The organism is Rhodoferax sp. P2_H8_2 (assembly GCF_056403235.1).
Genome location: NZ_JBFUFW010000002.1, coordinates 299,720 through 325,620, shown reverse-complemented (window position 1 = coordinate 325,620; position 25,901 = coordinate 299,720). Strand labels below are relative to the sequence as shown.

Genomic DNA, 25,901 nt, shown 5'->3' with positions numbered 1-25,901 from the left:
TATAATTGAAGGCTTTGCAACCTTCGGTCTGAGTCACTCAATTTATGCCCATATACGCCTACAAATGCGAAGCCTGCGGGTTTGCCAAGGATGTATTGCAGAAGATGTCCGACGCACCGCTGCAGGATTGCCCAACCTGCGGCAAGCCCAGCTTCAAAAAACAACTCACCGCAGCCGGGTTCCAGCTGAAGGGATCTGGCTGGTACGTCACTGATTTCAAGGGCGGGGCCGCACCCGCCACCACCGTGGCACCGGCAACCGGTGGCGCGGAAAGCGCGCCTGCGCCAGCTTCGGCGGATACCGCGTCTGCCAAAACTGACACCCCAGTAACGCCCGCCACACCGGCAGCGAGCTGATTGATCTTTCACTGAAAGAGCACCTGTGCCCATTCGCAAATACCTCTTGACCGGTTTGGTGGTCTGGCTGCCGCTGGTGATCACCATCTGGGTGCTGTTGCAGCTGATTGGTGCGCTGGACTCCGTGTTGGGAGGCCTGCTGGCTGGCGTGGCCGCAGTGACGCCGGCCGCTGTCGGTGAAATGTTTCTGAAGCTGCGCAATATTCCCGGCCTGGGCGTGATCATCGTTGCTGCCATCTTGCTGGTCACTGGCTGGCTGGTTTCGCATGTGGCCGGCCGCTGGTGGTTCAAGCAATGGGACGTGGTGTTCACCAACATCCCAATCTTCAAAACCATTTACAACAGCGTCAAAAAAGTTTCCGATACGCTGTTCTCCAGCAACGGCAACGCGTTTCGCACCGCCTTGTTAATCCAGTATCCGCGCCAAGGTAGCTGGACGATTGCGTTTCAGACCGGTGTCCCAAGCGGCGAAGTCGCGGGCCATCTGGGTGGCGACATGATCAGTGTCTATGTGCCGACCACGCCCAATCCGACCAGCGGTTTTTTCCTGATGGTTCCGCGCGCTGATGTCATTGAACTGAACATGAGCGTGGACCAGGCATTGACCTACGTGATTTCCATGGGCTCCGTCGTACCCGGTAGCGGGCAGGACGTGACGCCTCCCCAATAATTTCCCTTAGAAAAAAGAAGCAAGCTATGGCCATGCGCTCCCACTATTGCGGTCTGGTGACCGAAGCCCTGTTGGGCGAAACTGTTTCCCTGTGCGGCTGGGTCAACCGTCGCCGTGATCACGGCGGCGTGATCTTTGTTGACCTGCGCGACCGCGAAGGTTATGTACAAGTCGTTTGCGACCCGGATCGCGCCGAGATGTTCAAGGTGGCCGAAGATATACGCAACGAATACTGCGTGCAGATCAAAGGTATCGTGCGCGCGCGCCCCGAAGGCACGGTCAACGACAGCCTCAAGAGCGGCAAGATCGAAGTGCTGTGCCATGAGCTGACGGTGTTGAATGCTTCCGTCACGCCTCCATTCCAGATCGATGACGAGAATCTGTCTGAGACGACCCGTCTGACGCACCGCGTGCTGGACCTGCGCCGCCCCTACATGCAGAACAACCTGATGCTGCGCTACCGCGTATCGATGGAAGTGCGCAAGTTCCTCGACGCCAACGGCTTTGTGGATATCGAAACTCCGATGCTGACCAAGAGCACGCCCGAAGGCGCGCGCGATTACCTGGTGCCAAGCCGCGTGCACGACGGCATGTTCTTCGCGCTGCCCCAGTCGCCCCAGTTGTTCAAGCAGTTGTTGATGGTTGCGGGCTTTGATCGCTACTACCAGATCACCAAGTGCTTCCGCGACGAAGACTTGCGCGCCGATCGCCAGCCTGAATTCACCCAGATCGATATTGAAACATCCTTCCTGTCGGAAGAAGAAATCCGCGCGATGTTCCAGGGCATGATCACCACGGTGTTCAAGAACACCATTGGTGTGGACCTGGGCGAGTTCCCGGTGATGACTTACCAGGACGCGATGCACCTGTACGGTTCCGACAAGCCGGACCTGCGCGTGAATCTGAAGTTCGCCGAACTGACCGACGTGATGAAGGACGTGGACTTCAAGGTCTTCTCCGGTGCCGCGACGATGAAGGGCGGCCGCGTGGTGGCCCTGCGCGTACCCGGTGGCTCCGTTGAAGGCGGCGGCATCAGCCGCGGCGAGATCGATGCCTATACCGAGTTCGTCAAGATCTACGGCGCCAAGGGTCTGGCCTATATCCGTGTCAATGAACTGGCCAAGGGCCGTGACGGCCTGCAAAGCCCCATCGTCAAGAACATCCATGACGCGGCCCTGGCCGCGGTACTGGAGCGCACTGGCGCGCAAGACGGTGATCTGATTTTCTTCGGCGCTGACAAAGAAAAGATCGTCAACGACGCCATCGGCGCGTTGCGCATCAAGATCGGCCACAGCGAATTCGGAAAGAAGAACGGCCTGTTCACCACCGGCTGGCGCCCGATGTGGGTGGTGGATTTCCCGATGTTCGAGTTCGACGAGGAAAACCAACGCTACACCGCGGTGCACCACCCCTTCACCGCGCCCAAGGCCGGTCACGAAGATTGGATGGTCACCGCGCCTGAGAAGTGCATTTCGCAAGGCTATGACATGGTCTTGAACGGCTGGGAAATGGGTGGCGGTTCTGTCCGTATCCACCGTGCCGATGTGCAGCAAAAGGTGTTCGACGCGCTGAAGATCACGCCCGAAGAAGCTCAGCTCAAGTTCGGCTTCCTGCTGGATGCACTGCAGTACGGCGCGCCCCCGCACGGTGGTCTGGCCTTCGGTCTGGACCGCGTCGTCACATTGATGACTGGCGCCGAGTCCATCCGCGACGTGATTGCCTTCCCCAAGACCCAGCGTGCTCAGTGTTTGCTGACACAGGCGCCAAGCCCGGTGGACGAAAAACAATTGCGCGAGCTGCACATCAAGCTGCGCAATCTGGATGCTCCCAAGGCAGCTTAAATGCGGTCTGTCCGATAGCTAACGTAAGACTTCGCCCTCACTGGGGCACAATGAAAGGGCGCCGAAACGGCGCCCTTTTTTATGTCCCGACCCTACAAAATTCCGCAATCCGTACTGGTGGTGATTTACACACCGGCACTCAACGTGCTGTTGCTGCGCCGTGCGGATCCGGCCGATGAAGCGTTCTGGCAATCGGTGACAGGCAGCAAGGACTCACAGGACGAGCCCTTTGCGGAGACTGCCGCGCGTGAAGTGCTGGAGGAAACCGGCATCGACTGCGGGCCCGGTACTGCGTTGGCCCCTCAGCTGTGCGACTGGCACCTGGAAAACAACTACGCGATCTATCCGCGCTGGGCGCACCGTTATGCGCCGGGCATCACCCACAACACCGAACGTGTGTTTGGCTTGCAGGTTCCCGAGAATTCTCCCGTTTGTATGGAGCCCCGTGAGCATATCGCTTACCAATGGCTCCCCTTTGAGGAGGCGGCAGCGCTGTGCTTCTCGGGCTCCAACGCCCAGGCCATTCGCCGTTTACCGGAGTTCTTTCCATGAGCCATTTGCGTATTGCCAGCTACAACATCCACAAGGGCGTGCAAGGCGTAGGGCCACGCCGCCGCCTGGAGATTCACAACCTCGGGTTGGCGGTGGAGCAAATGGATGCAGACATCGTGTGTCTGCAAGAGGTCCGCAAACTGAACCGCGGTGAGGCCACCTATTTCCCCCATTGGCCTGCCCAACCCCAGGCGGACTATCTGGCGCCTGAGGGCTATGAGGCCGTGTACCGCACCAATGCGATCACTCGGCATGGTGAGCACGGAAATGCGATGTTGACGCGCTGGCCCGTCGTGCGGCACCAGCACGAAGACATGTCTGACCACCGCTTTGAGCAGCGCGGTCTGCTGCACAGCGAAGTGCTGGTGGATGAGCGCTCTGTGCATGTGCTGGTGGTGCATCTCGGACTGTTGCGCGCCAGTCGCGTGCGACAAATGGCCCAGTTGCAGGCTTTCATCATGCGTGAAATCCCGCACGATGCGGCACTGGTGGTCGCAGGTGACTTCAATGAGGGCGCGCGCCTTGTAGCCGCCAGTCTGGCCAGCACCGGGTTGAAAAGCTGTTGTGCGACAAATGTTGCGACCTTCCCATCCCGTTTGCCGTTGCTGCAACTGGACCATATCCTGGTGCGCGGCTTCCATCCCAAGGATGTGATGGCCCCGCGCGGACGCGCCTGGGCGCAGATGTCCGATCATCTGCCCCTGATTGCGGATGTGTATTGGGACATTCCTCGTGAAATTTGACCCCCGTCTGCAAGAAGGCCATACGGTGCAACTGCTGCACGGCGGGCAGGAATTTTTTCCGGCGCTGATTGCGGACATAGAAGGCAGTCAGTCCGAAGTTCGACTGGAAACCTATATCTTCTATTTCGACAAGAGTGGTGAGCAAGTCGCGGCCGCGCTAGAGCGCGCGGCGCAACGCGGGGTGCAGGTCTATTTGCTGATGGATGGCATAGGGACCGGGGCGATTCCTGAGGCCTGGGCGCAGCGCTGGACGCAGGCCGGTGTGCAGTGGCAAATCTATTCGCCGCTCAATCGCTGGGGATTGCTGTCGCCTCGCAGCTGGCGGCGTTTGCACCGCAAGCTGTGTGTTGTGGACGGGGCGCTGGCCTACTGCGGCGGCATCAATGTGCTGGACGACTGGCATGACCCGACCTGGGGGCCGCAAGACTCTCCGCGTTTTGATTTTGCTGTGCGTGTTGCTGGCCCTCTGGTGCAGGAAACGCGCGCCGCGATGCAACTGTTGTGGAGCCGATTGCCTAGCAACCGTGCGCAAAGGCGTCAGCCCCTAGCGCCCATACCCGCGACGGCTGCACGCGTCGTACGGCAGGCAGTCAGCGGGACAGTGCGGGCCGCTTTGGTGTTGCGGGACAACCTGCGCCACCGCCGCCATATCGAACGCAGCTACCTCAAAGCCATTGGCGAGGCGCGCCACGACATCCTGCTGGCCAACGCTTACTTCATGCCGGGCATGCGACTGCGCCGGGCATTTAAGCTCGCTGCGCGCCGAGGCGTGCGGGTGCGTTTGCTGGTGCAGGGGCGCTACGAGTACTTCATGCAGTTCCATGCCAACCGGCCGGTGTACGGGCCACTGGTGGCGGCGGGTGTGGAGATTTATGAATACCAGCCCGGCTTCCTGCATGCCAAGGTGGCTGCGATTGACGGGCGCTGGGCGACCGTTGGCTCGTCGAATCTGGATCCTCTGAGTCTGCTGCTGGCGCGCGAAGCGAATGTGGTGGTGGTCGATGAAGCATTTGCTGCGAGCCTGGCCGGGCAATTGGCTGACGCCATTGCTTCCCAAGCCCAGCGCATTGATAGCCATGCCCTGGCCCGGCGCTCCGTGTGGCAGCGGTTTTTGGACTATCTGGCCTTTGCCGTGATGCGCAGCCTGCTGTTTCTGACCGGCAAGCGGTACTGAGATGCTACTGAATTGATAGCTGCTTACGCACGTCCTGCGGGCGCTAGTGGCCAATAACCCTATCCGGAAAACGCTGGTACCATCGTTCCCATGTTAATGAAAACGACCAGTGCCATGAACCCAACCGATGCCGACGAGGGGACTCCGGTTTCCGTCAAGATCCGCGAACGCCTGCTCGCAGCACGTAAACGCTTTCATGCCAACGACAACATCGCCCAATTTGTCGAACCTGGCGAGCTGGAACTGCTGCTGGATGAAGTCGAAGAAAAGATGAAGGGGGTTCTGAGCAGTCTGGTGATCGACACCGACAACGACCACAACACCGACAACACGGCGCGCCGCGTCGCCAAGATGTATGTCAACGAGGTGTTCAAGGGCCGTTTTGTACCGGCGCCCACCATCACAGAGTTTCCCAATGTGGGCCACCTCAATGAGCTGATGATCGTTGGCCCCATCACCGTACGCAGTGCCTGCAGCCACCATTTTTGCCCGGTGATCGGAAAAATCTGGATCGGCGTGCTGCCCAACGAGCACACCAACGTCATCGGACTGTCCAAATACGCGCGCCTGGCCGAATGGATCATGGGCCGCCCGCAGATTCAGGAAGAGGCCGTGGTGCAACTGGCCGACCTGATCCAGGAAAAAACCCAGCCCGATGGCCTGGCCATCGTGATGGAGGCCAGCCACTACTGCATGGCATGGCGCGGTGTGAAAGACATGGACAGCAAGATGATCAACTCGGTCATGCGCGGCGTGTTCCTGAAAGACCCCAACTTGCGCCGCGAATTCCTGTCCCTGATTCCCCAGAAAGGTTGATGCCATGTTGGTCCGTTTGCTCTACGCCAGCCGTGCTGTCGATACCGATCCCAACGCCATTGATGGGATCCTGGCGCAATCCCGCCAGTACAACCCGACCTGCGGCATCACCGGCATTCTTTGCTATGGCGGCGGCATCTTCCTGCAAGCTATCGAAGGCGGTCGTATGGCCGTGAGCGAACTGTATGGCCATATCCAGAAAGATGTGCGCCATAAAGACGTGGTGTTGCTGCATTACGAAGAGATCTCGGAGCGCCGCTTTGGTGGTTGGACCATGGGGCAGGTCAACATGTCCAAGATCAACACCAGCATCCTGCTGAAATATGCAGAGAAGCCGGAGCTGGACCCCTATGCGGTGTCTGGCAAAGTGTCTCTTGCACTCCTCGAAGAACTGATGGCCACAGCGTCCATCATCGGTAGAGCCTAGAACCAGTGCCCGCTAGCGCGCTAGCGCTGGTCATCCTGGCCGGCTTTATCCATGCCTGCTGGAACATCGCGGCCAAGAAGGCTGGCGGTGATGTGCGCTTCTCGTTTTTCTGTTCTGTCGTGATGATGGTGTTCTGGGCGCCGGTCGGTGTCTGGATGGCCTGGCAGCAAATGCCCGCCTGGGGCGCTCTGGAGTACAGCCTGGTGCTGGCCAGCGCGCTGGCGCACACGATCTATTTCATTGTGTTGCTGCGTGGCTACCGCAAGGCCGACCTGACTGTGGTCTATCCGCTGGCGCGCGGCTCCGGCCCATTGCTGTCGTCGATGGTGGCCATCGTTTTTCTGGGGGAGCAGATCAGCGCTTTGGGCTTCAGCGGCATTGCGGCTGTGGTGATCGGTGTGTTTCTGATTGCCGGTGGCCCGGGCTTGTTTCGCAATAGCCATGACGCAGAAAAGCAGAAGCGCATTCGCAAAGGTATGTTCTATGGCGTGCTTACTGGTGTGTTCATCGCCACCTACACGGTGATCGACGGCTATGCAGTGAAGATCGTTTTCATGTCGCCGATTCTGGTGGACTACATCGGCAATCTGGCGCGGCTGGTGTTTCTGCTGCCGCCGGTACTGCGCGATCCGCAAGAGGCGCGTGTACTGTGGCGCAAGCAGTGGAAGTACGCGAGCTTTGTCGGCATCATCAGCCCGATTTCCTATGTGCTGGTGCTGTATGCCATGCAGGTCGCACCACTGAGCCATGTGGCGCCCGCGCGCGAGGTGTCCATGTTGTTTGCTGCTTTGCTGGGTGGGCAGTTGCTGGGGGAGGGCGACCGTGTGGCACGCATTTTCGGCGCGCTCTGCATAGGTTATGGCGTGATGGCGTTGGCTACGGGCTAGCACCATGACCACGCTCATTGGCTGTGATTTTTCCAGCAGCCCCAGCAGACAGAAAAACATCGTAATTGCCTCGGGAAGCTCGCAGGGTGCGCGTGTGCAGCTATCAAAATTGGAGCGCATCAGCAGTCTGGATGGATTCTCCGATTGGTTGCGCCAACCGCGCAAATGGGTCGGCGGTTTTGATTTGCCATTCGGGTTGCCGCGTGAACTGGTAGAGGCATTGGGCTGGCCGACGCAATGGGAGTCGTGTATTCGCCATTACGCGATGCTTCCCCGTACCGGCATCCGCGCGCAGTTCGCGGCCTTTTGCGATGCACGCCCGGTGGGTGGCAAGTTCGCGCACCGGGCCACCGACGTTCCTGCGAAATCCAGCCCGTCGATGAAATGGGTCAATCCGCCGGTGGCTTACATGCTGCATGCGGGCGTGCCGCGGCTACTGGACGCAGGGGTGTACTTTCCAGTGTTGCAGCCCGCGTCTGAGGTAGCTGTCGAGCGCGTGGCGCTGGAAGCCTATCCGGGCTTGCTGGCCCGGGAACTGATTGGTTCGCGCAGCTACAAGAGTGATGACAAGGCCAAGCAAACGCCAGAGCGGCTGATTGCCCGCAAGGACATCGTGCATGCGCTGGAGATGGGTCATACCCGCCTGCAATTGCGCCTGAAGCTTAGTCACGCGCAACGGGATGAGCTGACTGATGACGCGTCGGGCGATGCGTTGGACGCAGTGCTGTGCATGGTGCAAGCCGCCTGGGCCTTACAACGCTATGAGGCTGGCGACGTGCGCTGGGGATTGCCAGCCGATGTGGATCCCTTGGAGGGCTGGATACTGACGGCGTGAGCGGCCTGAAAAGGTTTTCAGGCGTTGCGCGCGATGACCGTCTCGTGCATCTTCTGCGCAAGCTGTGACACCGCCAGCGCAGCCGGGCAGCCGGGTGTTGCCAGCATCAGTAACTGGCGCCGCATGATGGCCTGACGCACCGCCGGGTCGGCCGGGATGTCGCACATATGGATCAGCTTGATCGGACGGCCAGGTTCGGTCGTCACAAAGCGGTCCAGCACCTGCTGCAGTTGTACCGTAATAGCGCGGCCATCGCCCAGACGTGCAGTCTGGTTGATCACCATGCGAATGTTCTGGCGCTTTTGCTGGCCCACCAGCACCTTGATCGTGGCGTAGGCGTCGGTTAGCGACGTGGGCTCGGGCGTGGCCACCACAATCACCTCCGAAGCCAGCGATACGGCAAACAGCACCACATCGGAAATCCCGGCGCCGGTATCGAGCAACACAATGTCGTAATGCGGCACCAAGCCCGTCATGATGCGCAAAAAGTCGTCGCGGACTTCTGGCGTCAGGCGGGAATACTCCACCATGCCGGAGCCCGCCAACAGCACCGAGAAGCCGCCTGGTGCCGTGATGATGGCGTCTTCCAGCTTGGCCTTGCCGGTGAACACATCGTGCAGGGTGATCTTGGGATACAGATTCAGGACCACGTCCAGATTGGCCAAGCCGAGATCGGCGTCTAGTACCAGCACGCGCAGGCCGCGTTTGGCAAGCGCGGCGGCGAGATTGGCCGAAACAAAGGTCTTGCCGACACCGCCTTTGCCGCTGGTCACGGCCACGACCTTGCCGAGAGGCTTCAGCGGCACTGCAGGCGAGGACTGGGCTGCGTCCGTGGGGTTCATTACGTCAGACATCAATTGGCCCTTTGTGCAGCGGACGATGGGTTGGCGACTGCCGCTTCAACGGAAACACTTTCTATCCAGGCAGGATCGCCCAGCGCCAGATGTCCGAAGAGCAGGTTCTTTTCTTCGGCACTGACAAAAATTTCTTGTTGCTGATCGAGAAACACGCGGTTGCGTCCACTGGTTTTGGCTCGGTACAGCTGCACGTCCGCACGTTCGGTCCACAGCGCCGTTGTGGAACGTACCCACTCCGGCGCATAGGCGCCACCGATAGACACGGTGATTTGCAATGTTTGCACCGGAGATACCTGAACGCGCAGCTCTTCCATCGTGTGGCGGATACGTTCGGCCACGGTAGCGCCAAAGGAGGTATGGCAATTCGGGAGGATCACCGCAAATTCTTCGCCGCCATAGCGCGCAACAGTGTCCATGGGGCGTACGCATTTGGCCAGGGCCGCAGCAACGGTCTGCAGTACCTGGTCGCCAGCCTGGTGACCATAGGTATCGTTGACTTTCTTGAAGTAATCGATGTCCAGCATCAGCAATAGCGCGGGTTCACCGGATCGTGCGACCACATCAATGCTGCGTTCCAGAACGCTGTTGAAATGGCGGCGATTCGCCAAGCCAGTCAGCGGGTCTTTCAGCGACAACTCGCACAGGCCGTCCAGAATGCTTTGCAGGTAATCGGTGGGTGAGTCCTGTTGCGACGGCAGGGACAGCGCAGCTTCGCGGTTCAGCAACGCCCGTGCATCGTCCAATCGCAGTTTCTGCAATTCAACGAAGGTGGGAGGTGTTTGTTCGGCCACGATGAATGGATGCTATTGCTGCGTCAAAGTCTAACAGGATCGCAGGTGTTGAAGCCAGCGTTTGCCGGTGGATACAGGTGCAATACAAGGGGCTAGGGCCCGCATACCGGACAGGCCGCATTGCGCGGCATGCGCACCTCGTCCCAGACCATACGGCGGGCGTCCAGCATCAGCAGGCGACCGGCCAGCGAAGTGCCTGCGCCAACGAGCAGTTTGAGTGCCTCCGCGGCCTGCACGCTGCCCATGATGCCAACCAACGGCGCAAACACGCCCATCGTGGAGCACTGAACTTCTTCAAATGCGGCATCAGGTGGGAAAGCACATGCGTAGCAGGGGGCATCTGGGTTGCGCGGGTCGTAAACGCTGATCTGGCCGTCGAACTGGATTGCCGCCGCTGAAATCAGGGGTTTGTTTGCAGCAACACAGGCTGCGTTGACCGCGTGCCGGGTGGAGAAGTTGTCACTGCAATCCAGCACGACATCGGCTTGCGCAACCCAGGCGGGCAGCGATGTGGCGTCGGCCCGGCCATGCACCGTATGCACCGTGGTCAACGGGTTGATCGCCTGCAGGGTCTGGCGAATCGATTCGACTTTGGGATGACCCACCGATGCGGTGGTGTGTGCGATCTGGCGCTGCAGGTTGGTCAGATCCACCACGTCGGGATCGACCACGGTGATCTGGCCCACCCCTGCGGCCGCCAGATACATACAGGCCGGAGAACCCAGACCGCCCGCCCCAATCACCAGCGCGTGGCTTTGCAGGATGCGGGTCTGGCCCTCTATACCAATGTCGTCCAGCAGGATGTGGCGCGCATAGCGCTGCAACTCGGCATCCTGCATGGTTGCCTAGTTTTCCTTCTTCTCTTCTTTACGCTCTACCAGGGTCTTGCTGACCAGAACGGGCTTGCCCTTGAACTGGTTCAGTGCCTGAATCAACTGGAAGTCTTTGTCAGAGCCGTACTCGGGCAGGCGGCGCTCGGCCAGCGGCTTGCGGGATTCTTCTTCCAGTTTCTTGAGGGCTTCTTCCACGGCTTTTTCGCGGGTCTCATCCTTGGGTTTGGCTTCGTCCCCGCCTTGGCCGCTGATCAGGTGTTTTTCCAGATCGGCTTCACGCGTGCGAAGCACAGCGTAAGGGCTACCCTCGGCCGTGTCATCGAGCATTACGTCCGGAACGATGCCCTTGGCCTGGATCGATTTGCCGCTGGGTGTGTAGTAGCGCGATGTCGTGATCTTCAGGCCGGTATCCGGGCCCAACGGACGGAAAGTTTGCACCGAGCCCTTGCCAAACGTCTGGCTACCCATCAGCGTTGCGCGCTGGTGGTCTTGCAGGGCGCCTGCCACAATTTCGCTTGCAGAGGCCGAGCCTTCGTTGACCAGAACAATCAAAGGAACTTTCTTGAGCGCGGCAGGCAAGTTGCGCAAAGGGTCTGCACCGCGGCCCACGTAATCTGCCGGCAATGCCTTGAATGTTTGCTTGCTTTCGGGCGTCTGGCCATTGGTAGAAACGACGGTCACATCAGACGGCAAGAAGGCGGCAGAAATGCCAACGGCAGCGTTGAGCAAACCACCCGGATCGTTGCGCAGGTCCAGCACGATGCCCTTGAGTTTGGGGTCTTGCTGATACACCTCGTTGACCTTCTTCACAAAATCGTCCATCGTGCGTTCCTGGAACTGGCTGATGCGAATCCAGGCGTAACCTGGTTCAATCACCTTGCCACGCACCGATTGCTGCTTGATTTCTTCGCGGATGATGGTCACCGGGAAAGAACGGTTTTCATCCTTGCGGTAAATCGTCAACAGCACCTTGGTTGCCGGGTCACCGCGCATGCGCTTGATCGCCTCGTTCATAGACAAGCCTTTGACGGCAGTCTCATCAATACGCGTAATCAGATCATTCGGCTTCAGTCCGGCGCGGAAAGCCGGCGAGCCTTCTATGGGGGAGACGATCTTGACCAGACCGTCCTCTTGCGTGATTTCGATGCCTACGCCAACGAACCGGCCGGATGTGCCTTCCTTGAATTCCTTGAAGGACTTTTTGTCAAAGTACTGGGAGTGCGGATCCAGGCTGGAGACCATGCCAGCGATGGCATCGGTGATCAGTTTTTTCTCGTCCACCGGTTCCACATAGTCGCTCTTGACCATCCCGAACACGGCTGCGAGTTGTTGCAGTTCATCCAGCGGGAGCGGGGTCAGCGTATTGCGCGCAACCGTTTGCAGCGACACGGTCGTCAACGCACCAGCAACGACGCCCAGTGCAACCCAACCGGTAATTTTCAATTTATGACCCATTTTTCTGTAAAACCTGTTCCTGTACAGCTTCAATATACACCCGCTGACCCTCTACAGCATGGGCGTTACACGCTGTGTCCGGGCTTTGCTCAGGCTTTACCCTGGGACGCCACCGCAGCGGCCGCTTTGGCGGCGGCTTCGGCATCACCCAGGTAGTAATGGCGAATGGGTTTGAGATCGGCGTCCAGCTCGTACACCAGAGGGATGCCGTTGGGGATATTCAGGCCGACGATATCGTCATCTGAAATGTTGTCCAGGTACTTGACCAGCGCGCGGATCGAATTGCCGTGTGCGGCCACGACGACCCGTTTGCCCGCCTTGATGGCAGGGGCAATGGACTCATTCCAGAACGGCAGCACGCGGGCGACGGTGTCTTTCAGGCATTCGGTCAGCGGCACCTGGTCGGGCTGCAATTTGGCGTAACGCAAATCGCCGCGCTCACTGCGGGCGTCGGTTGCTTCCAGTGCCGGTGGCGGCGTGTCGTAGCTGCGGCGCCATACCAGCACCTGCGCATCGCCGTACTTGCGGGCGGTCTCGCCCTTGTCCAGTCCTTGCAGCGCGCCGTAGTGGCGCTCGTTCAGGCGCCAGGAATGCACTACCGGCAGCCAGGTGCGGTCCATCTCGTCCAGGCAGTGCCACAGCGTACGTGTGGCGCGCTTCAAGACGCTGGTATAGGCCAGATCGAACTCGTAGCCGTCGGCCTTGAGCAGGCGCCCGGCGTTCTTGGCCTGTTCGACGCCGGTGGGCGTCAGGTCCACGTCGGTCCAGCCAGTGAAGCGGTTTTCGAGATTCCAGGTGGATTCGCCGTGGCGAACGAGAACGAGTTTGTACATGGTCAATTGGGCCCGGGGTAGGGCCAAGAACGGATGAAAAACGGGAAATAGCCGCTCATTCTAAAATGGAGGGCTGTCCAAACGCTGGATGAGCGTAACCAACAAGGAACAAAGTGAAATTTATCGTCGACAACTGGATGCTGTTCTCCATTGCCATCGCATCCGGCGGCATGTTGCTGTGGCCACTGCTGGCGGGTGCTGCCTCGCCCGGTATTACGACCGCACAGGTGGTGCAATTGATCAACCGCGAAAAAGCCAATGTGGTGGACGTTTGCGAACCGAACGAGTTTGCACAAGGCCATATCGTGGGCTCGCGCAATGTGCCCGCGGGTGAACTGGAAACCAAACTGGTTTCCACGATCAAGAACAAGACGCTGCCGCTGATTCTGGTGTGCCAGTCCGGTGCACGTTCGGCCCGCGCCGTGATGATTGCAAAGAAACTGGGTTACGAGCAGGCCCAATCGCTCAGTGGCGGACTCGGTGCATGGAAAACAGCTAATCTGCCGCTAGAAAAGGCCTGATTCCCATGCAAGCAGTCAAGATGTACACCACCGCCGTTTGCCCGTATTGCATCCAGGCGAAGCGGGTTTTGAAATCCCGCGGTGTGGAGCAAATTGAGGAGATTCGCGTCGACGCCAATCCCGAAGAGCGCATGCGCATGATGGAGCTCACCGGACGGCGCACCGTGCCGCAAATCTTCATTGGCAACACCCATGTGGGTGGCTGCGACGATTTGATGGCGCTGGACGGCAAGGGCGGTTTGCTGCCCCTTTTGGGCGCAAATTAGTAAAACCTGGGCTTGAAAAACCGATTTGCAGACCTGAGATAATCCGAGCAGCAAGAAAATATTGCTTCGTCAGCCCGCCTGGCTCATTCCGGCGGGCTTTGTTTTACTTTGAGAGACATTTCCCATGGCCGACCAAGATCCGATTTTTCAAATTCAGCGCGTTTACCTGAAGGAAGCTTCGCTGGAACAACCCAATTCCCCGGCCATCCTGCTGGAACAGGAACAGCCTTCCGTAGACATCCAGATCGGTGTTGAAGCCGCGCCTATCAGCGAAGGCATGTTCGAAGTCGCAGTAACTGCTACCGTGCACACCAAGGTCAAGGACAAGACTGTGTTCCTGGTCGAGTCCAAGCAAGCTGGCATTTTCGAAATCCGCAACCTGCCCGAAGACCAATTGGGTCCGATCCTGGGCATTGCTTGCCCGCAAATCGTCTACCCGTACCTGCGTGGCAACGTTGCCGATCTGGTTCAACGCGGTGGTTTTCCGCCCGTGCACCTGACGGAAATCAACTTCCAGGCCCTGTACGAACAACGCCTGGCACAGCAAGCGGCCGCGCCTGCTGTTGAAACCCCTGTTCAGTAATTTGAGCTAAATCCGGCCACAGGCCCCGTCTGACGTGCGTAAGCAGCTATGAAAATCATAGTGTTGGGGGCGGGTGCCTGGGGCACGGCCTTGGCTGTGAGCGCCGCACGCAACGTGTCGGCACATCAGGTTTGCCTGTGGTCACGTGACCCCTTGCAGGCCCAGTCGCTGCAACAGCAACGACAAAACCAGCGCTATCTGCCTGGTATTGCTTTCCCCGATTCCCTGACTGTTTCCGCTACCGACTGGCCGCAGTTATTGCAGTCACTCGCCAGTTTCGATCTGGCCGTGGTCGCGTCGCCCATGTCCGGGTTGCGCGGATTGCTCGGGCATCTGAGCGGCAGCGCCATTCCTGCGGCTTGGCTGTGCAAAGGCTTTGAAGCTGCCCAAGGCAGTGGAGTAGGCCTGATGGGTCACGAAGTGCAACAACAAGTCGCGCCCAACTTGCAGGCCGGAGTTTTGAGCGGCCCCAGTTTTGCGCAAGAAGTCGCCACCGGCCAACCCACAGCGCTGGTGGCCTCCAGCCAGCACGGGGTCGTTCGCGATTTGCTGGTCAACGCGTTTCACAGCAATACGCTGCGTGTCTATGCCAATGAAGACATCGTTGGTGTTGAAGTGGGTGGGGCTGTCAAAAACGTGTTGGCGATTGCGACGGGCCTGTGCGATGGCTTGCAATTGGGTCTTAACGCCCGTGCTGCACTGATCACCCGTGGCCTTGCAGAAATTACCCGCCTGGGCGTGGCATTGGGCGCCAAGTCGGAGACCTTTATGGGCCTCAGTGGTCTGGGTGATCTGGTGCTTACCGCGACGGGCGATTTGTCCCGCAACCGCAAGGTAGGCCTGGCTCTGGCGCAGGGTCGCACGCTGGATGAGGTCGTGCATTCGTTGGGCCACGTAGCCGAAGGTGTGTATTGCGCGCGTACCGTTGTGCAACGTGCGCAGGCTTTGGGGCTGGAGATGCCGATAGCGCAGTGTGTCGTTGAACTGCTTGATGGCAAATTGAGTCCGAAACAGGCTGTAGCAGTCTTGATGGGACGTGAGCCCGTTCACGAAGGGCGCTAGTTTTTGCCTGCAGTTTGCAGGGCTAAGTAGCTTCCGGATCAGGCGTGTTGGGTGCTCTTTTCCGTACGTGTCCCCCGGGGCCGTGAGGGCCCCTCCTCCTTGACCTCCCGGAAAAGAGTTCCCAACCCACCTGATCCCACGAGATGTGCGCGTACCAATCCTTTTGAGTTCCCTTCGCTTTCAATCGCTCAAGCGGATGGTGCGGGGTAGGCCTCATTGCGAAATCAAGGAGGAGCCAGAAGGGCGGGGGACATTCGCTTTGAGGCTTACCCCGTGCCGTCAGCGGGCGAGAGAAAAAATGCGATTGACTTATCCGAGTGCAACCCGCTTGGCAATATGGTCCATGGCCTCCTGCACCTGATCCACCAGAATCAGACACAACTCGCCATCAACCAGCTTGTCCATCGCAGTGTCGATAGCGAGGAATTCACCGCGAATCTCTGACGAAGATTTGGTGCGGCTGGCGTTCTTCAGGCCATCGCGCAAAAGCGCCAGCACTTCGCCGTCTTCACGGCCTCGCTGGCATGCGTCTTCAAACAGCACGACCTCATCAAATGCCTCGCCCAGAATTTCAGTCTGCTGACGAATGTCTTCGTCGCGCCGATCGCCTGCGCCGCTGATCACCACGCTGCGGCGCTTCGCGGGAATGGCTTCCACTGCTTGCACCAAGGCCAGCATCGCATCGGGGTTGTGGCCGTAATCGGCGATCACAGTGGCGCCACGGAACTTGAACATGTTAAAGCGGCCCGCGGCATTGTCCTGGTCGTTCGAGAACGAAGCTAAGCCCTTGCGGATCACATCCCAGTCCAGGCCCAGGCCCCACACAGCCGCGACCGATGACATCACGTTCTCGACCTGAAAGCCAATCGCGCCATTCAGCGTGATCGGGATTTCGGACAAGGGAATCGTGTACTGCTTGTCGCCCTTGGCGGCCACCAGATTGCCGTTTTCAACAAACACCACGGCATTGCCCTGCGCGCGGTGCGTAGCCATCACCGGGTTGAAACGGTCCAGCGCGAAGAAGGTGACCGCGCCTTTGGTCTTGGATGCCATGGACGCGACGATGGGGTCGGCGGCATTGAGTACGGCGACACCGGTGGGTGCCACGTTTTGTACGATCACGCGCTTGAGAACCGCAAGCTCTTCCACGGTGGTGATGTAGTTCAAACCCAGATGGTCGCCACTGCCCACATTGGTGACAACGGCCACGTCGCAACGGTCGAAGGCAAGGCCTTCACGCAATATGCCGCCGCGTGCAGTTTCCAGCACAGCAGCATCGACGTCCGGATGCAGCAGCACGCTTTTGGCGCTCTTGGGTCCGCTGCAGTCGCCGGTGTCTATGCATTGGCCATCGACATAAACGCCGTCGGTGTTGGTCATGCCTACGCACATGCCATTGGTGGTCAGCAAGTGGGAGATCAGGCGTACGGTGGTGGTCTTGCCGTTCGTTCCGGTTACGGCAACGATAGGAATGCGGCCGTTTTCACCGGGCTTGAACATGCTGTTGATGATCGCTTCGCCGACCGGGCGGCCTTTGCCGAATGAGGGTGAAAGGTGCATGCGCAGACCCGGCGCTGCATTCACTTCCACAATGCCGCCGCCTTGCTCTTCAATCGGACGCAAGATGCTGTCGCACACCAGATCGACCCCGCAGATATCCAGACCCACCATGTGGGCCGCCGCCACAGCGCGCGCAGCCACTTCGGGGTGTACGTCGTCGGTGACGTCGGTGGCCGAGCCACCGGTGGACAGGTTGGCGTTGTTGCGCAGGTTGACGCGCTGGCCTTTGGCCGGAACATCGTCGGCGGTAAAGCCCTGTGCCGCCAGACAGCCGCGGGCGATATCGTCAATGCGCATTTTGGTCAGCGAGGTGGAGTGGCCCGAGCCACGGCGCGGGTCCTGGTTCACCTGTTCGACCAGTTGCGTGATGGTTTGCACGCCGTCGCCCACTACTTTGGGCGGGTCGCGCCGTGCCGCAGCGACGAGTTTGTCTCCCACCACCAGCAAACGGAAGTCGTTGCCTGGCAGGTAACGCTCGACCATGATGTCATCGCGAAACGTGATCGCTGTGTTGTAAGCAGCGACCAGTTGCTCTTTCGTCGTGATGTTGACGGTGATGCCCTTGCCCTGGTTGCCATCCTGCGGTTTGACCACGACTGGCAAGCCGATTTCCAGTGCGGCGTTCCATGCATCTTCAGCGTCTGTGACTGCACGGCCGGTCGGCACCGGCACACCGGCTGCAGCCAATAGCTTTTTGGTGAGGTCCTTGTCTTGCGCAATGGATTCGGCAATCGCGCTGGTGATGTCCATCTCGGCGGCCTGGATGCGGCGCTTCTTGCTGCCCCATCCCAGTCGCACCATGCTTCCTTCCGTCATGCGGCTATACGGAATGCCACGTGCAACTGCGGCGTCGACGATGGAGCCGGTGCTAGGCCCAAGGCGCACGTCCTCATCGAGTTCGCGCAGGCGCGCCAGCGCAGCGGCGACATCAAATGGAGTGTCTGCAACGGCTGACTGGCAGAGCTCCTGCGCCAGTTCCATCGCCAGGTGACCCACCTCTTCCTCGCTGTATTCAACGACCACTTGGTACACATTGGTGTCCAGCGTGGGCGTGGTGCAACTGAAAGTCACCGGACAACCCGCTTGGGCTTGCAGTTCCAGCGCGGCCAGTTCCAGCACGTGGGCCATAGGGATACTGTCGTCGTGGCCGGTTGGCTGGAACGGACTGATTTCCGGGAAGCGCGCACGCAGGCGTGTCTCAAAGTCGGCGATCTGACTGATGTTGGTTTCTTCTGCCGAGCATGCCACCACCGACTGAATGGCCGTGTGGTGACTCCAGAGGTTGGGCCCGCGCAGGGCCCGGATGCGGGAAACGTCCATGTCAGTAAGGTGTTTTCTTCGGATTGGATTCAAACGTGCGCAGACCAGCGCCAATAAGTTCGGGCGGAATATTCAACGCCCAAGCGGCGGCCACTGCGGCCATCACCATTTCGGGCTGCGAGGCTTTGGCGGGCTTCAGGCTGGAAAGCGGCAACAACGCCAGTTCTTTTGCGCCATCCGCCAATACGATTTCGCCGTCGCGCACAAAGACGATGCGGCCACCGGCTTCGCGGTGCTCGGCCAGGGGCGCGCTCTGCGGGTCCATGCCATAGAAGATGACCTGGCCATCGCACAATTCGGCCATCTCCACCACTTGTGGATCGGCAGCGTTCAGGACGGCAGTGCCGGATGGCAAGATCACATCGACCTGGGTGCGGGAGACCTTGAAGGTTTCTTCCGCGTCCTGAATGTCGAAGTGCTTCAGCGATTCGTCCCAGCTTACGTCAGTGACAACACCGACCGTGCATTTGTCGTAGGCCAAGCCTTCGCCCAGGATGGTGGCGCTGGTGTTCTCGAATACGGCGGCCTGGATGCTGCGGTTGATCAGCAAGCGCTGGCCCGCATCCCAGTTGGTGGCATCTGCCGCAGACACCTGGCGGCCATCGAGGAACAATCCCTCGCCACAGGCGAGGCCGACATGCTTGCCGCTGATGTGCACCAGCCATGCGATCAGGCGGGCAATGCGCGCAGTGCGCAAGGTGCCGGTCACGCCAACGATGGGGATGCGACCGTCGCGTTCGCCGTTGAACAAATGTTCAATGACAGCTTTGCCGACCGGTTGGCCTGCGCCATTGGAGGGTTTGATGTGTGCCAAAAGACCGGGGCTGGCGTTGACTTCAATCACGGCGCCACGCTGGCTGCTCAAGGGCTTGGTGATGTCTTCCAGCACCATGTCCACACCGGCAATATCCAGACCCACCACGCGCGCAGCCAAAGCCGCGGCAGCGGCCACAGAAGGGTGCACGGTTTCCGTGACGTCGTAAGCGACATTGCCGTTGCGCTGGATCAGCACTTTCTGCCCTGCGACAGGGATCGATTGGGCTGTGAGGCCAGCACGTTGCAGCTCCAGAATGATTTCACCCGAGCGGCTGGGCATCAGCGCGTTCAGCGGAGAGTCTTCGTTGGAGCCGCGGCGTGGGTCGGTGTTGATTTGCAGATCCGCCAACTCGTCGACATTGGATTTTCCGTCGCCAGTGACCCAAAGCTCTTCGCCACCCGCGGCGGCCACCATATGGCGCCCGACGACGAGCAAACGGTATTCGTTGCCAGGAATGAATTTCTCGACGATGACACTGCTGCCACCACCTTTGCGATGGGCCAATGCGTAGGCTTCTTCCACATCCTTTTGCGTCTTCAGATTCAGCGACACGCCGCGTCCGTGATTGCCGTCGTAGGGCTTCAACACGACCGGCACGCCGATCTCCTGCGCCGCAGCCCAAGCGGCTTCAGCGCTCTTCACCAGTTCGCCTTCAGGCACCGGCACGCCACAGGATTTCAGCAAGGCCTTGGTCAAATCCTTGTCACTGGCGATTTCTTCAGCAATGGCGCTGGTCTGGTCGGTTTCCGCGGTCCAGATGCGGCGTTGCGCATGGCCATAGCCGAGTTGCACCAGATTGCCGCTGGTTAGGCGGATATGGGGAATGCGGCGCGAAGTGGCGGCGTCGACGATATGCGCGGTGCTAGGCCCCAGGCACAGGTCATCCACCATTTCGCGCAGTTTGCTGACCTGGGTGTCCAGGTCGAACGGCGTGTCGTTGATGGCTGCCATGACCAGGTCGCGGCCGATTTGTATGGCTTCGCGGCCAACCTGCTCCTGGCGGGTGCGGAAGGCAATTTTGTAGATGCCGCGCTGCGAGGTAGAGCGGGCCTTGCCAAAGCCGGTGCGCATGCCTGCCAGGTTTTGCAATTCCAGCGTGACGTGTTCCAGGATGTGGGCGGCGTAGGTGCCTTCCTGGACGCGCTGCAAAAAGCCGCCGCGCACACCCGGGCTGCAGTGGTGTTCCATCAGACCGGGCAGCCAGGCGCTCAAACGATCCGCAAAGCCGGGCAGGGTGTTGGAAGGGTGGTCTTCCAGCTCGCCAATGTCCACCCAAGCTTCGATGATCGGGCGGTAGGTCCAGATATTCGGGCCCCGCAGGTGTGTCACCCTCAGGATTTCGATGTTTTTCTTCGCTTGCATGGCTTTTTGTGAAACCGGCAGTCCACCGACCTGGTGCTGTCCGCGTTGTGTATTCTCGCTTACGCCGTAACGCATTTTGGCTTAGACCGAAACCCGGTTTTGGCGGGGCACGCCTCTCGGCGTAGTATCGTCAAGTCTGAGCCCCCAAGCAACCTGCGGGCCATGTGCGTCGAAAATCTGAAAAATCACAAAAAACCTTTGTTCCAAATGACCACTGAAGCGCTCGCGCTATCCGCTTTTCCCCAAGAGTTGCCTGCCTTGTGGCGAGAGCCTCTGGGTGCGCAACTCCTACCCCAAGAGAACGTTCTGGCGGTGCTGGAGGTTGACCTCGACACCCGTTTGCACTTTGTTAAAGGCCTGGTGGTGGTCACCAGCCAGCGTCTGCTGTCCCAAAACGGGGGCGAAACCGAGTGGAAATCGTGGAATTACCGCGCGGGGCTGAAGCTGCAACATCACGACCACGCCGGTGTGGGACATCTGCGTCTGAGCGATACCACGGGCCTGTTGGCTAACTGGTGTTTCACGCTGGGCCAGAACCTGCACGCCATCCGGCTGGTAGACCAGTTCCAGGCGCAGCAAGAGTTTCAGGTGTCCGGCAAACCACTGGCCACGGTGCTGGGCAATGTTTGCCCCAGCTGCAAGGCCCCGCTGGAGCCGGACCAGGAAGAGTGCCCAATTTGCACCAAAGTGATACACACACCGCCCAGCACTTGGACCTTGTTCCGCCTGTGGCGTTTTGCCAAGCCCTACAAAGGACAATTGATTCTGGGCTTCGGACTGATGATGCTCAGCACTGCAGCGCATCAGGTGCCACCATGGCTCACGGCGCCGCTGGTCGATGAAGTGCTGATTCCGCTGCAAAGCGGCAAGCACGTCGAGACCAGCACGATTGCCATGTACCTGTCCGGCCTGCTGGGTGCTGCCTTGCTGGCTTGGGTATTGGGCTGGGCCAAGACCTATGTGCTGGCGCTGGTGTCCGAGCGCATCGCTGCAGATTTGCGCACCACCACCTACGAACACCTGCTGCGCCTGTCGCTGGAATACTTTGGCGGCAAACGCACCGGCGATTTGCTATCGCGCGTCGGCAGCGAGAGCGACCGTATCGCCGTTTATTTGTCGCTGCACCTGACCGACTTTGCCAGCGACGTGATCATGATCGTGATGACCGCGGTGATGCTGTTCTCGGTCAACCCGTATCTGGCGCTGATCACGCTGGTGCCGCTGCCCTTTATCGGCTGGATGATTCACTTTGTGCGCTACCGGCTGCGCACCGGTTTCGAGAAGATCGACCGCGTGTGGGGCGAGGTCACCAATGTGCTGGCCGATACGATTCCCGGTATTCGCGTCGTTAAGGCCTTTGCCCAGGAAAACCGCGAAGCCAAGCGCTTCCGCGAAGCCAACAAGCACAACCTGATCGTCAACGACCGCATCAACAAAATCTGGTCGCTGTTCTCGCCCAGCGTATCGCTGCTGACCGAAATCGGCTTGCTGGTGGTCTGGGGCTTTGGCATCTGGCAGGTCTCGCACAACCAGATCACGGTCGGCATGTTGCTGATGGCAATTGCCTACATCAGCCGTTTCTACGGGCGCCTTGATTCCATGAGCCGCATTGTCTCGGTCACGCAAAAATCCGCATCGGCGGCCAAACGCATTTTTGACATCCTGGACCATGTGTCCAGCGTGCCCGAACCTACCAACCCGGTGCATGTGGACAAGGTCGTTGGGCGCATTGAAGTGCGCGATGTGGGTTTCCGCTATGGCAACCGCGAAGTCAACAAGGGCGTCAGCCTGAACATTGCGCCGGGCGAGATGATTGGTCTCGTAGGCCACAGCGGCTCGGGCAAGAGCACGCTGGTGAATCTGATTTGTCGCTTTTACGATGTGTCTGAAGGCGCGATCCTGGTGGATGGCGTGGATATCCGTTCCTATGCCGTTGCCGACTACCGCAAGAACATTGGCCTGGTGTTGCAGGAGCCCTTTCTGTTCTTCGGCACGATTGCAGAAAACATCGCCTACGGAAAACCCGATGCGACCCGCGCGGAAATCATCAAAGCGGCGCGCGCAGCCCATGCGCACGAATTCATTTTGCGCTTGCCGCAGGGCTATGACTCCATGGTCGGCGAGCGTGGGCAAGGGTTGTCCGGCGGTGAACGCCAGCGCATCTCGATTGCGCGCGCTCTGCTGATAGACCCGCGCATCCTGATCCTGGATGAAGCGACGTCGTCGGTGGATTCCGAGACCGAGAAGGAAATCCAGAAAGCGCTGGAAAACCTGGTGCAAGGCCGCACGACGATTGCGATTGCGCACCGCTTGTCCACGTTGCACCGCGCGGACCGTTTGATCGTGCTGGACCGCGGCAAAGTGGTAGAAGAGGGCACGCACGACGCGCTGATGGCGGCCGAGGGCGCCTACTTCAACCTGTACCAGGCGCAGGCCCGCAATATGGACGTTGACATGGACGACGCGCGATGAGCACTTCCACTCCGAATTTCACCTTTACGCTGCAACGCACTCCGTTTGGCAGTCTGATACTGACCACCGCGGAGGGCGTGCGCCACGAAGGCGTGGTGCCCGTCCGCGCGTTCCCGATCCAGTCGCCCGAAGTGGGTATTTCCCTTGTCAACACCGACGGTGAAGAAGTCGGTTGGGTGGAGGCGATGGCGGAACTGTCTCAGCCTGAACAGGATCTGATCCGCGAAGAGTTGGCGGGTCGCGAGTTCATGCCGGTGTTGCAGGAAATTCTGGCAGTGAGCAGCTTCTCAACACCTTGTACGTGGACCGTGCAAACCGACCGTGGTCAGACAGACTTCGTGCTGCGCGGTGATGAAGATATCCGTCGCATTGGAACCGATGGCGGGCTGCTGATTGCGGACAACCATGGCATCCAGTATCTGGTGCGCGACCAGTACGCTCTCAACGCGCACAGCAAGAAGATTCTGGACCGGTTTCTGTAGCGCCAGTTTACGGAGTCGCTTTTACGTACTCTTCGTCGTCCACCGCGACGCCGCGAATGACATCGTTGCCGGGCAATATCCGGTTGAATTCGTAGCCGGCCTTTTGCAGCACGCGCACAGAGGCGTGATTGCCCGCCGTCACCGTAGCAATCAAGCGGTGCACACCCTGCGCAACCAGGTGCTGGGTTGCGGTGATGACCGCTTCGCTGGCGTAGCCCTGACCCCAGTGAGACGGAAAAATGTAGTAACCAAAGTTGACGGCCTCCAGCGCGCCATTGACCTCGGCGTCGACGCGACCCAGGTAGATGCCATCAGTCTTGTTGCGCACGGCCCAGGCGAGCCAGGCGGTTTGGCCGTCCGGTGCCACGCGGCTTTCATTGCGCTGCCAACGTGCACGCAGCCACTCCACACTGGGTGGCTTCTCCATCGAAATCCACTGGTACAGCGCATCGTCTTGCAACGGTGCAAAGAAATTATCGGCATGCTGCGCACCCATGGGCTCCAGCGCCAGCCGCGCCGTAGTGATCGGCGCGTTGAGGCGCTGGGCAAATTCCGATTCCAGTCAGATCTCCATGTTGTCAATCAGGCGCGTGGTGCCCAGGCGGGCTGCCGCCAGCACCACCATGGCATCGCCAGCTTGAGGGGCTTGCAGGTCGGCCTGGCGGCGCACTGCCACGTAGTCTGGCATCCAGCCTGCGCCACGCAGGGTCTGCATGGCCTGGGCCTCGAGGGCGGCGATGTCTGCACCGCCAGCGTGCACCGCCGCGACGATTTTCTTCAGCGTGGCCGACAGCAGCAAAGCCTCTTCGCGCTGCGCCGGAGTCAGGTAACCGTTGCGGCTGGAAAGGGCCAGGCCGGCTTCGTTGCGTTGGGTCTCACCACCAATGACATCCACGGGCAAGGCAAACTGTTTGACCATGTTGCGGATGACCATCAGTTGTTGGTAATCCTTCTTGCCAAACAGCGCCGTGCGGGCTTGGGTGCAAGCCAGCAGCTTCAACACCACGGTGCAGACACCGATGAAGAAGCCGGGCCGGAAGTGGCCTTCCAGAATATCCGCCAGTTCGGTCGGCGGATGCACCTTGAAGGTCTGTGGCTGCGGATACAGCTCAGCTTCGTTGGGGGCAAACACGATGTCGCAGCCTGCGGCTTCGAGTTGCGCACAGTCGGCTTCCAGCGTGCGCGGGTAGGTGTCAAAGTCTTCGTGGGGTGCGAATTGCAACCGGTTCACAAAGATCGTCGAGACGGTCACATCGCCCAGCGGCTTGGCCTGGCGCACCAGGGCAAGATGGCCGGCGTGAAGATTGCCCATGGTGGGCACCACGGCAGGGTGGCGGTAGGCGTTCAGTGCCGTGCGCAGCTCGGCGATGGTGTGGATGATTTGCATAGCTAAGAGGTCGTGGAGATTACCAAGCGTGAACCGCGTCGACCGGGAACGAGCCGTCTTTGACAGCGGCCACATAGGCCTCCATCGCACCACGGATGCTAGTCGCGTCGGCCATGAAGTTGCGCACGAACTTGGGGTTCTTGCCAAGGTTCACGCCCAGCATGTCGTGCAACACCAGTACCTGGCCGGCCGTGCCTTTGCCAGCGCCGATACCGATGGTTGCGCAATGCGTCAGTTCCGTGGTCAGCTCGGCCGACAAAGGCGCGGGCACCATCTCCAGCACCAGCATCGATGCGCCTGCATCCTGCAGTTCGTGGGCTTGTTTCTTCATCACAACCGCCGCCGCATCGCCACGGCCCTGTACACGGTAACCGCCCAACGCGTGCACGGTTTGCGGAGTCAGGCCCAGGTGGGCGCAGACAGGAATGCCGCGCTCGACCAGAAAGTGCACGATCTCGGTGGTCCAACCGCCGCCTTCGAGCTTGACCATGTGCGCACCGGCCTGCATCAGCACCGATGCGCTGCGTACCGCTTGTTCTTTTGATTCCTGATAGCTGCCAAACGGCATGTCGCCAATCAACCAGGCTGTACCTTGTGCACGGCGCAGACCGCGGGCCACGCTCTCAGTGTGGTACGCCATGTCGTCTAGAGTCACGCCCACCGTGCTGTGCAAGCCCTGGCAGACCATACCCAGCGAATCGCCGACCAGAATGCATTCCACGCCTGCGGCATCAGCCACTGCGGCAAAGGTCGCGTCGTAGGCGGTCAGCATCGTGATCTTCTCGCCGCGCGTGTGCATTTCCAGCAGACGCGGCAGGCTGATCGGCTTGCGGCTGGCCATCGGGGAGGCTGGTGGCAGGGTGCCGTAGGGGGATGCAGCGGCAGAGGTGTTGCCAGCAGGTTCTTGGGCCATGGGAGGGGACTCCATCAACAGGATTGGGGTGCTTGCGGCCCGAATACTAACCGCAGAGTGAACAGCATTAGAGCTCGGAGGACAAA

Annotated in this window: 26 protein-coding genes; 16 read left to right on the top strand and 10 right to left on the bottom strand. The window is 59.8% G+C overall.

Annotated elements, in window-relative coordinates; genetic code table 11:
• The first annotated feature begins 44 nt into the window (after positions 1-44).
• The 10 genes from AC1DV6_RS04475 (at position 45) to AC1DV6_RS04430 (ending at position 8,301) form a co-directional block, all read left to right on the top strand.
• Positions 45-356, top strand: coding sequence for an FmdB family zinc ribbon protein (locus AC1DV6_RS04475; RefSeq protein ID WP_477975520.1), 312 nt, complete (start codon positions 45-47; stop codon positions 354-356).
• A gap of 31 nt (positions 357-387) precedes the next feature.
• A complete protein-coding gene (locus tag AC1DV6_RS04470; protein WP_477975973.1) occupies positions 388-1,026 on the top strand; it encodes a DUF502 domain-containing protein in 639 nt (212 codons plus the stop codon).
• Between the two features lie 26 nt (positions 1,027-1,052).
• Entirely contained in the window at positions 1,053-2,867 is a 1,815-nt protein-coding gene (aspS, locus tag AC1DV6_RS04465; RefSeq protein WP_477975518.1) for an aspartate--tRNA ligase, read from the top strand.
• 81 nt (positions 2,868-2,948) lie between these two features.
• The gene (gene nudB / locus AC1DV6_RS04460) at positions 2,949-3,419 is read left to right on the top strand and encodes a dihydroneopterin triphosphate diphosphatase (RefSeq protein WP_477975516.1); all 471 of its coding nucleotides are present in this window, start codon (positions 2,949-2,951) and stop codon (positions 3,417-3,419) included.
• Positions 3,416-4,162 carry an endonuclease/exonuclease/phosphatase family protein gene (locus AC1DV6_RS04455; protein ID WP_477975514.1) on the top strand — a complete coding sequence of 249 codons (747 nt, stop codon included), beginning with the start codon at positions 3,416-3,418 and terminating at the stop codon, positions 4,160-4,162. Before nudB ends, AC1DV6_RS04455 begins: the two co-directional genes overlap by 4 nt.
• Positions 4,152-5,336, top strand: a complete 1,185-nt coding sequence (gene clsB / locus AC1DV6_RS04450; RefSeq protein ID WP_477975512.1) for a cardiolipin synthase ClsB — start codon at positions 4,152-4,154, stop codon at positions 5,334-5,336. Before AC1DV6_RS04455 ends, clsB begins: the two co-directional genes overlap by 11 nt.
• A gap of 90 nt (positions 5,337-5,426) precedes the next feature.
• On the top strand, positions 5,427-6,152 hold the full coding sequence (gene folE, locus AC1DV6_RS04445; RefSeq protein WP_477975510.1) for a GTP cyclohydrolase I: 726 nt from the start codon (positions 5,427-5,429) through the stop codon (positions 6,150-6,152).
• 4 nt (positions 6,153-6,156) lie between these two features.
• A complete protein-coding gene (locus AC1DV6_RS04440; protein ID WP_477975509.1) occupies positions 6,157-6,579 on the top strand; it encodes a BLUF domain-containing protein in 423 nt (140 codons plus the stop codon).
• A gap of 5 nt (positions 6,580-6,584) precedes the next feature.
• The gene (locus AC1DV6_RS04435; RefSeq protein WP_477975507.1) at positions 6,585-7,466 is read left to right on the top strand and encodes an EamA family transporter; all 882 of its coding nucleotides are present in this window, start codon (positions 6,585-6,587) and stop codon (positions 7,464-7,466) included.
• A 4-nt stretch (positions 7,467-7,470) separates the two neighbouring features.
• A complete protein-coding gene (locus tag AC1DV6_RS04430; RefSeq protein ID WP_477975505.1) occupies positions 7,471-8,301 on the top strand; it encodes a DUF429 domain-containing protein in 831 nt (276 codons plus the stop codon).
• Positions 8,302-8,318: 17 nt separating this feature from the next.
• On the opposite strand, the gene AC1DV6_RS04425 is transcribed toward AC1DV6_RS04430, so the two are convergent.
• From AC1DV6_RS04425 to gpmA, 5 genes are all read right to left on the bottom strand, one after another.
• Positions 8,319-9,155: a MinD/ParA family protein gene (locus AC1DV6_RS04425; protein WP_477975503.1), complete on the bottom strand. Its 837-nt coding sequence runs from the start codon at positions 9,153-9,155 to the stop codon at positions 8,319-8,321.
• On the bottom strand, positions 9,155-9,949 hold the full coding sequence (locus AC1DV6_RS04420) for a GGDEF domain-containing protein (protein ID WP_477975501.1): 795 nt from the start codon (positions 9,947-9,949) through the stop codon (positions 9,155-9,157). Before AC1DV6_RS04420 ends, AC1DV6_RS04425 begins: the two co-directional genes overlap by 1 nt.
• A gap of 92 nt (positions 9,950-10,041) precedes the next feature.
• The gene (locus AC1DV6_RS04415) at positions 10,042-10,788 is read right to left on the bottom strand and encodes a HesA/MoeB/ThiF family protein (RefSeq protein ID WP_477975499.1); all 747 of its coding nucleotides are present in this window, start codon (positions 10,786-10,788) and stop codon (positions 10,042-10,044) included.
• Positions 10,789-10,794: 6 nt separating this feature from the next.
• On the bottom strand, positions 10,795-12,237 hold the full coding sequence (locus AC1DV6_RS04410; RefSeq protein ID WP_477975497.1) for a S41 family peptidase: 1,443 nt from the start codon (positions 12,235-12,237) through the stop codon (positions 10,795-10,797).
• 89 nt (positions 12,238-12,326) lie between these two features.
• Complete coding sequence (gpmA, locus tag AC1DV6_RS04405; protein WP_477975495.1) at positions 12,327-13,070, bottom strand: 2,3-diphosphoglycerate-dependent phosphoglycerate mutase; 744 nt, start codon at positions 13,068-13,070, stop codon at positions 12,327-12,329.
• A 113-nt stretch (positions 13,071-13,183) separates the two neighbouring features.
• On the opposite strand from gpmA, the gene AC1DV6_RS04400 reads away from it, so the two are divergent.
• The 4 genes from AC1DV6_RS04400 to AC1DV6_RS04385 all read left to right on the top strand — a co-directional run bounded on the left by AC1DV6_RS04400 (position 13,184) and on the right by AC1DV6_RS04385 (position 15,502).
• Complete coding sequence (locus AC1DV6_RS04400) at positions 13,184-13,591, top strand: rhodanese-like domain-containing protein (protein ID WP_477975493.1); 408 nt, start codon at positions 13,184-13,186, stop codon at positions 13,589-13,591.
• Positions 13,592-13,596: 5 nt separating this feature from the next.
• Positions 13,597-13,857 (top strand): glutaredoxin 3, encoded by a 261-nt coding sequence (gene grxC / locus AC1DV6_RS04395; RefSeq protein WP_477975491.1) that lies wholly within the window; start codon positions 13,597-13,599, stop codon positions 13,855-13,857.
• 124 nt (positions 13,858-13,981) lie between these two features.
• Positions 13,982-14,440: a protein-export chaperone SecB gene (gene secB / locus AC1DV6_RS04390; protein ID WP_477975490.1), complete on the top strand. Its 459-nt coding sequence runs from the start codon at positions 13,982-13,984 to the stop codon at positions 14,438-14,440.
• A 48-nt stretch (positions 14,441-14,488) separates the two neighbouring features.
• The gene (locus AC1DV6_RS04385) at positions 14,489-15,502 is read left to right on the top strand and encodes an NAD(P)H-dependent glycerol-3-phosphate dehydrogenase (protein WP_477975488.1); all 1,014 of its coding nucleotides are present in this window, start codon (positions 14,489-14,491) and stop codon (positions 15,500-15,502) included.
• Between the two features lie 309 nt (positions 15,503-15,811).
• Here the strand turns inward: AC1DV6_RS04385 and cphA are convergent, their stop codons facing one another.
• Both cphA and AC1DV6_RS04375 read right to left on the bottom strand, forming a co-directional pair.
• The gene (gene cphA / locus AC1DV6_RS04380) at positions 15,812-18,382 is read right to left on the bottom strand and encodes a cyanophycin synthetase (RefSeq protein WP_477975486.1); all 2,571 of its coding nucleotides are present in this window, start codon (positions 18,380-18,382) and stop codon (positions 15,812-15,814) included.
• 1 nt (position 18,383) lies between these two features.
• Positions 18,384-20,561, bottom strand: a complete 2,178-nt coding sequence (locus tag AC1DV6_RS04375; RefSeq protein WP_477975484.1) for a cyanophycin synthetase — start codon at positions 20,559-20,561, stop codon at positions 18,384-18,386.
• A gap of 207 nt (positions 20,562-20,768) precedes the next feature.
• On the opposite strand from AC1DV6_RS04375, the gene AC1DV6_RS04370 reads away from it, so the two are divergent.
• Together AC1DV6_RS04370 and AC1DV6_RS04365 are read left to right on the top strand one after the other, a co-directional pair.
• Positions 20,769-23,033 carry a cyanophycin metabolism-associated ABC transporter gene (locus tag AC1DV6_RS04370; protein WP_477975482.1) on the top strand — a complete coding sequence of 755 codons (2,265 nt, stop codon included), beginning with the start codon at positions 20,769-20,771 and terminating at the stop codon, positions 23,031-23,033.
• Positions 23,030-23,515 (top strand): cyanophycin metabolism-associated DUF1854 family protein, encoded by a 486-nt coding sequence (locus tag AC1DV6_RS04365; protein WP_477975480.1) that lies wholly within the window; start codon positions 23,030-23,032, stop codon positions 23,513-23,515. The genes AC1DV6_RS04370 and AC1DV6_RS04365 overlap by 4 nt, the downstream gene beginning before the upstream one ends.
• Before the next feature lie 7 nt (positions 23,516-23,522).
• Here the strand turns inward: AC1DV6_RS04365 and AC1DV6_RS04360 are convergent, their stop codons facing one another.
• From AC1DV6_RS04360 to panB, 3 genes are read right to left on the bottom strand one after another with little or no spacing between them, the layout of a single operon-like run.
• Positions 23,523-24,020, bottom strand: coding sequence for a GNAT family N-acetyltransferase (locus tag AC1DV6_RS04360; protein ID WP_477975971.1), 498 nt, complete (start codon positions 24,018-24,020; stop codon positions 23,523-23,525).
• A gap of 57 nt (positions 24,021-24,077) precedes the next feature.
• On the bottom strand, positions 24,078-24,902 hold the full coding sequence (panC, locus tag AC1DV6_RS04355; protein ID WP_477975479.1) for a pantoate--beta-alanine ligase: 825 nt from the start codon (positions 24,900-24,902) through the stop codon (positions 24,078-24,080).
• Positions 24,903-24,921: 19 nt separating this feature from the next.
• Positions 24,922-25,815, bottom strand: coding sequence for a 3-methyl-2-oxobutanoate hydroxymethyltransferase (gene panB, locus AC1DV6_RS04350; RefSeq protein ID WP_477975477.1), 894 nt, complete (start codon positions 25,813-25,815; stop codon positions 24,922-24,924).
• Positions 25,816-25,901: the final 86 nt, after the last annotated feature.

Coding starts and splice junctions, on each gene's coding strand:
- AC1DV6_RS04415 (WP_477975499.1), bottom strand. CDS start 10,788: ATGCAGGATGCCGAGTTGCAGCGCTATGCGCGCCACATCCTGCTGGAC.
- AC1DV6_RS04410 (WP_477975497.1), bottom strand. CDS start 12,237: ATGGGTCATAAATTGAAAATTACCGGTTGGGTTGCACTGGGCGTCGTT.
- cphA (WP_477975486.1), bottom strand. CDS start 18,382: ATGGACGTTTCCCGCATCCGGGCCCTGCGCGGGCCCAACCTCTGGAGT.
- AC1DV6_RS04370 (WP_477975482.1), top strand. CDS start 20,769: ATGACCACTGAAGCGCTCGCGCTATCCGCTTTTCCCCAAGAGTTGCCT.
- AC1DV6_RS04385 (WP_477975488.1), top strand. CDS start 14,489: ATGAAAATCATAGTGTTGGGGGCGGGTGCCTGGGGCACGGCCTTGGCT.
- panB (WP_477975477.1), bottom strand. CDS start 25,815: ATGGCCCAAGAACCTGCTGGCAACACCTCTGCCGCTGCATCCCCCTAC.
- nudB (WP_477975516.1), top strand. CDS start 2,949: ATGTCCCGACCCTACAAAATTCCGCAATCCGTACTGGTGGTGATTTAC.
- folE (WP_477975510.1), top strand. CDS start 5,427: ATGTTAATGAAAACGACCAGTGCCATGAACCCAACCGATGCCGACGAG.
- aspS (WP_477975518.1), top strand. CDS start 1,053: ATGGCCATGCGCTCCCACTATTGCGGTCTGGTGACCGAAGCCCTGTTG.
- AC1DV6_RS04425 (WP_477975503.1), bottom strand. CDS start 9,155: ATGTCTGACGTAATGAACCCCACGGACGCAGCCCAGTCCTCGCCTGCA.
- secB (WP_477975490.1), top strand. CDS start 13,982: ATGGCCGACCAAGATCCGATTTTTCAAATTCAGCGCGTTTACCTGAAG.
- AC1DV6_RS04430 (WP_477975505.1), top strand. CDS start 7,471: ATGACCACGCTCATTGGCTGTGATTTTTCCAGCAGCCCCAGCAGACAG.
- AC1DV6_RS04455 (WP_477975514.1), top strand. CDS start 3,416: ATGAGCCATTTGCGTATTGCCAGCTACAACATCCACAAGGGCGTGCAA.
- AC1DV6_RS04440 (WP_477975509.1), top strand. CDS start 6,157: ATGTTGGTCCGTTTGCTCTACGCCAGCCGTGCTGTCGATACCGATCCC.
- AC1DV6_RS04365 (WP_477975480.1), top strand. CDS start 23,030: ATGAGCACTTCCACTCCGAATTTCACCTTTACGCTGCAACGCACTCCG.
- AC1DV6_RS04375 (WP_477975484.1), bottom strand. CDS start 20,561: ATGCAAGCGAAGAAAAACATCGAAATCCTGAGGGTGACACACCTGCGG.
- gpmA (WP_477975495.1), bottom strand. CDS start 13,070: ATGTACAAACTCGTTCTCGTTCGCCACGGCGAATCCACCTGGAATCTC.
- panC (WP_477975479.1), bottom strand. CDS start 24,902: ATGCAAATCATCCACACCATCGCCGAGCTGCGCACGGCACTGAACGCC.
- AC1DV6_RS04475 (WP_477975520.1), top strand. CDS start 45: ATGCCCATATACGCCTACAAATGCGAAGCCTGCGGGTTTGCCAAGGAT.
- grxC (WP_477975491.1), top strand. CDS start 13,597: ATGCAAGCAGTCAAGATGTACACCACCGCCGTTTGCCCGTATTGCATC.